This window comes from Staphylococcus sp. HMSC62B09 (assembly GCF_001839115.1).
GTDB lineage: Bacteria > Bacillota > Bacilli > Staphylococcales > Staphylococcaceae > Staphylococcus > Staphylococcus haemolyticus.
The window spans coordinates 273808-282261 of sequence record NZ_KV840121.1 but is presented as its reverse complement, the minus strand read 5'-3'; the positions used below and the strand labels follow the sequence as shown (position 1 = coordinate 282261).

8 protein-coding genes are annotated in these 8454 nt (G+C 32.8%); 6 read left to right on the top strand and 2 right to left on the bottom strand.

The annotated features are described in order from the left end of the window. Nucleotides 1–70: 70 nt before the first annotated feature. Entirely contained in the window at nucleotides 71–1216 is a 1146-nt protein-coding gene (locus HMPREF3265_RS04785) for a globin domain-containing protein (RefSeq protein WP_070441244.1), read from the bottom strand. 262 nt (nucleotides 1217–1478) lie between these two features. On the opposite strand from HMPREF3265_RS04785, the gene HMPREF3265_RS04780 reads away from it, so the two are divergent. The 6 genes from HMPREF3265_RS04780 to rihC all read left to right on the top strand — a co-directional run bounded on the left by HMPREF3265_RS04780 (nucleotide 1479) and on the right by rihC (nucleotide 7128). Beyond that, the gene (locus HMPREF3265_RS04780) at nucleotides 1479–1796 is read left to right on the top strand and encodes a DUF5011 domain-containing protein (RefSeq protein WP_011276172.1); all 318 of its coding nucleotides are present in this window, start codon (nucleotides 1479–1481) and stop codon (nucleotides 1794–1796) included. Nucleotides 1797–2091: 295 nt separating this feature from the next. Beyond that, nucleotides 2092–3216, top strand: coding sequence for a cytochrome aa3 quinol oxidase subunit II (gene qoxA, locus HMPREF3265_RS04775; RefSeq protein WP_070441247.1), 1125 nt, complete (start codon nucleotides 2092–2094; stop codon nucleotides 3214–3216). Further along, nucleotides 3216–5204, top strand: a complete 1989-nt coding sequence (gene qoxB, locus HMPREF3265_RS04770; protein WP_070441250.1) for a cytochrome aa3 quinol oxidase subunit I — start codon at nucleotides 3216–3218, stop codon at nucleotides 5202–5204. Before qoxA ends, qoxB begins: the two co-directional genes overlap by 1 nt. Next, entirely contained in the window at nucleotides 5194–5799 is a 606-nt protein-coding gene (gene qoxC, locus HMPREF3265_RS04765) for a cytochrome aa3 quinol oxidase subunit III (protein WP_037535537.1), read from the top strand. Before qoxB ends, qoxC begins: the two co-directional genes overlap by 11 nt. After that, nucleotides 5796–6086, top strand: coding sequence for a cytochrome aa3 quinol oxidase subunit IV (gene qoxD / locus HMPREF3265_RS04760; RefSeq protein WP_011276176.1), 291 nt, complete (start codon nucleotides 5796–5798; stop codon nucleotides 6084–6086). Before qoxC ends, qoxD begins: the two co-directional genes overlap by 4 nt. 142 nt (nucleotides 6087–6228) lie before the next feature. Next, a complete protein-coding gene (gene rihC, locus HMPREF3265_RS04755; RefSeq protein ID WP_070441252.1) occupies nucleotides 6229–7128 on the top strand; it encodes a ribonucleoside hydrolase RihC in 900 nt (299 codons plus the stop codon). A 63-nt stretch (nucleotides 7129–7191) separates the two neighbouring features. Here the strand turns inward: rihC and HMPREF3265_RS04750 are convergent, their stop codons facing one another. Further along, the gene (locus HMPREF3265_RS04750; RefSeq protein ID WP_070441255.1) at nucleotides 7192–8367 is read right to left on the bottom strand and encodes a serine hydrolase domain-containing protein; all 1176 of its coding nucleotides are present in this window, start codon (nucleotides 8365–8367) and stop codon (nucleotides 7192–7194) included. Nucleotides 8368–8454 lie beyond the last annotated feature (87 nt).

Here is an 8454-nt window from a genome sequence, read left to right as displayed (position 1 = left end):
ACTCATCAGTCCGATTTGACGTAGAGCCATAATTTATACAAAATCTTATTAATAAATATCTATTTCAATATTAAACTGCAACACTTAATTTTGGTACAAATGTTTCATAATGAATATGACTTTGATCAACATCTAATGCTTTTAATACTTCAATAACAGATTGAATAAATTTAGCACCACCACAAACGTAAACCTCTGTATTTTCACTTATATATTTTTCTAAGTATTCTTTAGTTAAATACCCATTTTTTTCACGATCATAAAGTTCATATTTTGCTTTGTCTGATTTTTGACTAATATTTTCTAAATATGAAGTGAATGGTGTATCGTTGACATCTCCAGTTACTTGAATAAATTGAGCATTACTATCTTTAACAACCACTTCATTAAACATTGAAACTAATGGTGTAACACCGATACCCGCACCAATAAATAATTGAGGCTTTTCAGGATTTGCAACCGCAAATGGACCTACAGGTGCTGATAAATTAATTTTGTCTCCTTCTTTTAATTCATCATGCAATATAGTTGAAACTTCACCTTCATGGTCAGTTGTCACATCACGTTTAACAGCAAATGTTAAACGCTCGTTTTCTCCAGATACAATTGAATAATGTCTTTTTGCGCGATATGGCATTTTTTCACTACTTACATCCACAGTGATGTATTCACCAGGTGTAAATTGACTTAAATCATAGTCAGTAGATTTAACTGTGAAAGCTTTGATATCTGAAGATAATTGTTCGATTTTTTCAATTTCAAAAGGTTGGAAACCTTCCCAAAGCATACTAGCATAGATATCTTTTTCAACTTGAATAAACACATCTGCGATTTCTTGATAAGCTTTCTTCCAAGTTTGTATGATTGGATGATCATCTTCTAGTCCTACTACTGCCTTTATTGCTTCTATTAAATTTTCTCCAACAATGTCATAACCTGCTGGCGGAACTTCTAATGCACAATGTTTATAAGCGATTTCTTTAACTACAGGCATGATGTTGCCTAAATTATCAATATTAACAGCTGCCGCTAAAACACTTTGCGCTAATGCAGTTGATTGAAATCCTTTTTGTTGGTTCGTTTGGTTAAACATATTTTTTAATTCTGGATGTTGATTGAACATTCTATTGTAAAAATATGAGGTTATTTCAGTGCCTTTCTCTTGTAATACTGGTACCGTTTCTTTGATAATGCCTTTTTCTTTTTCATTTAACATGAAAGTCACTCCCATTTAGTTAAATATTTCAAACCTTTCCAAATTCATTCTATTCCAATTTGCAAAATTTTTAAATCAATTGTAATTAAATTCACAAATTGTTCATTTTACATAATCTTAATATATATTTTTCCTCTTATTATTTAAATTCTTAAAATAATACGATATATTAGGACTATAGTATGATGTTTATTTTCAGAATATATTGTATAGTTTAATTAAATTAGTCAATGACTTTATTTTTTTAACGGAGGTTAACTTAATGAATAAACTAATCCAGTCACTTTCAGCGCTAGGCGTCTCCGCAACTCTAGTTACCCCCAACTTAAGTGCAGAAGCAACAACTAATCACTCCCCTGAGCTTAGAGGTGTGAATGATATCGTAATCGAAAAAGGCCAAAATTATAATCTACTAAATGGAATTAGTGCTTATGATAAAGAAGATGGTGATTTAACACATAAGATCACTGTAGATGGTCATGTTGATACTTCTAAAGTAGGCAAATATAAAGTGAAATATAATGTCATTGATTCAGATGGTGCAGAAGAAACTTCAACTCGATACATAGAAGTTAAATAATATGACAAATTTTTGAGATGAGATGAATAATCTCATCTTTTTTTGTGTCAAAAACACTTGAAAACATTGAAAATGATAACATTTCTCAACTATATGCGTATATCACTTAAATTTGTCATTTTTCACATAATAGACACATAATTTTAACAAATCTTACATTCCCCGTCATTCCTATTGTTTCTAGTTGTTTCCTATATATAATTATAATTTTTTTCGGATAAGTACTTGTAAATATTGCGTAATAAACTAAAATTAATGATAAGCCCTACATTTGTAGTATTAGGAGGTCAAAAAAGTGTCAAAATTTAAGTCTTTACTTCTAATGTTCGGCACGCTAATTTTACTTAGTGGTTGTTCGAATGTTGAAGTATTTAATGCAAAAGGGCCAGTAGCAAGTAGTCAGAAGTTCTTGATTATCTATTCAATCATCTTCATGCTTGTTATTGTTGCTGTTGTACTTACTATGTTCGCTATTTTTATTTTCAAGTATAGCTACAATAAAAACAGCGAAACTGGTAAGATGCACCACAATTCTTTAATTGAAACAATTTGGTTTGTGGTACCTATCATTATCGTAATTGCTTTATCTATTCCAACAGTTAAAACTTTATACGATTATGAGAAACCACCAGAAAGTAAGGAAGATCCAGTGGTTGTATACGCAGTAAGTGCTGGATATAAATGGTTCTTCGCTTATCCAGAACAAAAAGTTGAAACGGTTAATACTTTAACTATTCCTAAAAACCGTCCTGTAGTATTCAAATTACAATCTATGGATACGATGACAAGTTTCTGGATTCCTCAACTAGGTGGTCAAAAATATGCCATGACTGGCATGACAATGGATTGGACTTTACAAGCTGATCAAACAGGTACTTTCAGAGGTCGTAACTCAAACTTCAATGGTGAAGGTTTCTCTCGCCAAACGTTTAAAGTACACTCTGTAGACCAAAGTGAATTCGATTCTTGGGTTAAAGATGCTAAGAGCAAGAAAACACTTAGCCAAGATGAGTTTGATAAACAACTCTTACCAAGTACACCTAATAAAGAATTGACATTCAGTGGTACGCATATGGCATTCGTTGACCCTGCAGCTGATCCAGAGTACATCTTCTACGCTTACAAACGTTACAATTATGTTCAAAAAGATCCTAACTTTGTAGCTGAGAAAGACTTGTACAAAGATGTTACTGATAAACCACAAAAACCAGCTCGTAAGGTTCAAATCACTAACGCTAACTATAAGCGTCATGGTATGAAACCTATGATTCTTGGTAACAATGATCCTTATGATAATGAATTCAAGAAAGAAGAAGATCATAACTCTAAGGAAATGGAAAAAATCAGTAAAAGTGCAAAAGACGAAAATGCGTCTAAATTTGGTAGCAAAGCAGACAATGATCATGGAGGTGGACATTAATGAATTTTCCATGGGATCAATTGCTCGTTAAAGGTAACTGGATGATTACAATGGCACAAATTGGTGCGCCATTCCTAGTTATTGGTTTAATCGCAGTAATTACTTACTTCAAGTTATGGAAATATCTTTACAAAGAATGGTTCACATCCGTAGACCATAAAAAAATCGGTTTAATGTACTTAATTTGTGCCGTACTTATGTTCGTTCGTGGTGGTATTGATGCATTACTATTACGTACTCAATTAACAATTCCAGATAATACTTTCTTGGAATCAAATCACTATAATGAAATCTTCAGTACGCACGGCGTTATCATGATTATCTTTATGGCTATGCCATTCGTATTTGGTTTATGGAACTTAGTCGTTCCACTACAAGTTGGGGCTCGTGATGTGGCGTTCCCAGTTATGAATAACATTAGTTTCTGGTTATTCTTCGTTGGTATGATATTATTCAACCTTTCATTCATTATTGGTGGTTCACCAGCGGCTGGTTGGACAAACTACGCACCATTAGCTGGTGAATTTAGTCCAGGCCCAGGTGTTAACTATTACCTAGTCGCAATTCAAATTTCAGGTATTGGTACTTTAATGACTGGTATTAACTTCTTCGTAACAATACTTAGATGTAAAACACCAACAATGAAATTCATGCAAATGCCTATGTTTACTGTAACAACATTTATTACGACTTTAATCGTAATTCTTGCGTTCCCAGTATTCACAGTTGTACTTGCATTAATGACTACTGACCGTGTATTTGGAACTGCATTCTTTACAGTTGCCGATGGCGGTATGCCAATGTTATGGGCAAACTTCTTCTGGGTATGGGGGCACCCTGAGGTTTATATCGTTATCTTGCCTGCATTTGGTATTTATTCAGAAATTATTCCAACATTTGCTCGTAAACGTTTATTCGGACACCAAAGTATGGTGTGGGCAACTGCTGGTATCGCATTCTTAAGTTTCTTAGTTTGGGTTCACCATTTCTTCACAATGGGTAATGGTGCTTTAATCAACTCATTCTTCTCAATTTCAACAATGTTAATCGGTGTACCAACCGGGGTTAAATTATTTAACTGGTTATTAACATTATATAAAGGACGTATTACGTTCGAGTCACCTATGCTATTCTCATTAGCCTTCATCCCTAACTTCTTATTAGGTGGGGTTACAGGTGTAATGTTAGCGATGGCATCAGCTGACTATCAATACCATAATACTTATTTCTTAGTAGCTCACTTCCACTATACATTGGTTACTGGTGTTGTATTTGCCTGCCTAGCTGGTTTAATCTTCTGGTATCCTAAGATGATGGGTTACAAATTAAACGAAAAACTAAATGCATGGTGTTTCTGGTTATTCATGATTGGATTTAACGTATGTTTCTTACCACAATTCATTCTTGGATTAGACGGAATGCCTCGTCGTTTATACACTTATATGCCTTCTGATGGTTGGTGGTTATTAAACCTAATCTCTACTATTGGTGCATTATTAATGGCTGTTGGTTTCCTATTCTTAGTAGTAAGCATTGTATACAGTCATATCAAAGCTCCACGTGAAGCTACTGGAGATAACTGGGATGGTCTTGGACGTACTTTAGAGTGGTCTACTGCTTCTGCAATTCCACCTAAATACAACTTTGCTATCACTCCAGATTGGAATGACTATGATACATTTGTTGATATGAAAGAACATGGTCGTCATTATTTAGATAACCATAATTATAAAGACATTCATATGCCAAACAATACACATACAGGTGTAATTATGGGTATATTCATGTTATTAGGTGGTTTCTTCTTAATCTTCGAAACTGTAATCCCTGCTGCAATCTGCTTAGTAGGTATTCTTGGTTCATTAGTTTACCAAAGTTTCGTACAAGATCATGGTTATCATATCCCTGCTTCTGAAGTTGCTGAAAATGAAGCTCGTTTAAGAGAAGCTCGTATTAAAGAAAGGGAGGCTGTAGGTCATGAGTCATGATACAAATACTGTTGATTCACGTACGCACGAAGGTCAATTAAATAAACTTGGCTTCTGGATTTTCCTTACAGCCGAATTCTCATTATTCGGTACTTTGTTCGCAACGTTATTAACGTTGCAACATGGTGGCGATTATGCTGGCAAAATGACAACAGAATTATTCGAGTTACCGCTTGTATTAATTATGACGTTTGCCTTATTAATTAGTTCTTACACATGTGGTATTTCAATTTATTACATGCGTAAAGAAAAACAAAACTTAATGATGTTCTGGATGATTCTTACTGTCCTTTTAGGTCTAGTGTTCGTTGGATTCGAAATTTACGAATTTGCTCACTATGTTTCTGAAGGTGTAACACCACAAATTGGATCTTATTGGTCTAGTTTCTTCATCCTATTAGGTACACACGGTGCTCACGTATCATTAGGTATTGGTTGGATCATTTGTTTATTAATTCAAGTGGCTACACGTGGTCTTAATAAATTTAATGCTCCTAAATTATTCATTGTAAGTTTATACTGGCACTTCTTAGATGTTGTTTGGATCTTCATCTTCACTGCCGTATATATGATAGGGATGGTGTATAGCGGATGAATACAATCGTAAAACATACAGTCGGCTTTATTGCCTCAATCGTCTTGACGTTATTAGCAGTTTTCGTAACTCTATACACAAACATGACATTCCATGCTAAAACAACAATCATCTTTGGCTTTGCATTTATTCAAGCTGCAGTTCAATTATTAATGTTCATGCACTTAACTGAAGGTAAAGATGGTCAAGTACAATCGTTCAAAGTTATCTTTGCGATTATCATCACATTAGTGACTGTTATTGGTACGTATTGGGTTATGCAAGGTGGACATTCTCACCACTTATAATTTAATATTTATCTCACACAAAGAACCTGTTATGAAACTCGTCAAAGTTTCAAACAGGTTCTTTCTTTATGCTTTCATTTCATACCTGATTTAAGTTATCTTTAATTTAAATCATTTATTGTGAAGGAGATGCATTTGAATAATGACTTTACCTATAATCATAGATACTGATCCAGGAATTGATGATGCTGCTGCATTGAGTGTTGCCCTATTACATCCATTCTTCGATGTAAAAATGATTTCCACAGTCAATGGAAATGTCAATATAGAAAAAACGACTGCTAATGCTCTGAAATTGAAAGCTTTCTTCAATAGTGACGTACCTGTTCACAGAGGTTCTGCAAAACCGTTAATTAATAAAGCAATAGATGCAAGCCAAGTTCATGGTGAAAGTGGTATGGATGGATACGACTTCCCATCTATATCAAATGACCAATTAGCTTCTACTAACTCAATAACTGCAATGAAGGAGATACTTTTACATTCAAACACCCCTATTACGCTTATAGCGTTAGGTCCACTTACGAATATTGCTCTATTGATAAGTACGTTTCCTGAAGTTAAAGATCATATTAAAGAAATTGTCTTAATGGGAGGAAGTTCAGGACGAGGTAATGTAACGCCACTTGCAGAGTTTAATATCTATAGTGATCCTGAAGCAGCGCATATTGTATTTGAGAGTAACCTTCCCATCACTATGATTGGACTTGATTTAGCACGACAATCGCTGTTAACTCATGACTATTTAGCGTCATTTGAACATATGAGTAGAACAAGTTCAATGCTCTATCAAATCTTTCAACATTATAGAGAGAAAGACTTCGCTAAAGGGTTAAAATTATATGATGTCTTCACAGTATTATATTTACTTGATCCTGAAAGCTATGAAACGATACTAGCTAGTGTACGAATTGAATTACATGGCACATTGACCAAGGGAGCTACAGTTGTTGATTACGACTCCCCCTATCCAAATTGTAAAATTGTTACTTCAAGTCTAAATAAGAACTACTGCTCAATATTTAAAGACACAATTAAATAATTCATTTTAATTAAAAAAAGCTATAACAAAATGCATCTTTATTACATTTCGTTATAGCTCTCTTTATTTGGTTTCATAAATATTTTGACCAAGTAATTGATAATAAATATGAGAAATAATTGACTCATTTGACACTTTAGAATAATCAACTTTATTCGTAGCCAGTACAATAATATAATCTTCATTAAAATATACCGTAAATATTTGACCGAAAAACACACCATTAATTCGATTGACTTGAGGAGTCGAATAGAATCCATATCTATAAGATTCTGGATATTTAGTGCTCCCAATTTCTTGAAGTAATGATGTTGTAACTGCTTGATTGAAAATATTATTTTGCTGTAAATCATTAACTAATCTAGCCATATCATGTGTAGACATAAATAAATTTCCTGCACCATAATATTGACCTAATACATTCGGATTCATCGTTTTTAGTTTATTATTTTTTACTTTGTATCCAGTGGCCATATCCTTTTTATAAGGCTTTTCATTAAAGAAAGCACTATGCTCTAAATGATAGGGTTCTGCTAGTAATTTATAATAATTTTCCACATAAGAATGATGTGTTACTGCTTCTATAACTTGCGCAAGAACTAGATAGTTAGCATCGTTATATAAATGCTTATGATAATATTTACTATTAATCCCTCTTCTTTGAATATCATGAACTGCCCCATCTAAACTCTTTGTATTAGGATTAGCATTAAATTTATATAAACCACTTCTATGTAACATTAAATCTTTCAATGTAATTGTTTTATTTGTCTTAAACCACGGCAAATACTTAGTAACAGGGTCATTAATATTAATTTTGTTTGATAATTCTAAGTGCTTGAGTACTAAGCCAGTAGTGAATTTTTGAGCTGATCCAATTAAATACATCGTATTTGCATTGCTTTTTTTCTTACTGCTAATATTTTGATAACCATACCCTTTATCAAGCATTAATTTTCCATCTTTTAAAACTGTAATTGATCCATTGAAATGAACATTTTTTAAATACGTATTAATTTGTTCAATATTATCATCTTTTGCTTGAACCGTTTTGAGCTTATCAACTGTTTTATAGTTTTTATCACGATGTTCTATATAAGCCTTGTTATCATTAACATTGTTATATTCACTGTCCTTAATACTATAGTTAGTAATTTTAATGACGAATAATATAATGAGAAGTATTAAAACAATTAATACTAAAATAAAAGCTATAATTTTTAATTTGTTATTTTTCATGGAGTCCCTCTTACGTCTAATATAGAAGTATATCTAAATTAAAACCTATTCTATCTAAATCATTTTTTATTCGTTTAATATTTTATA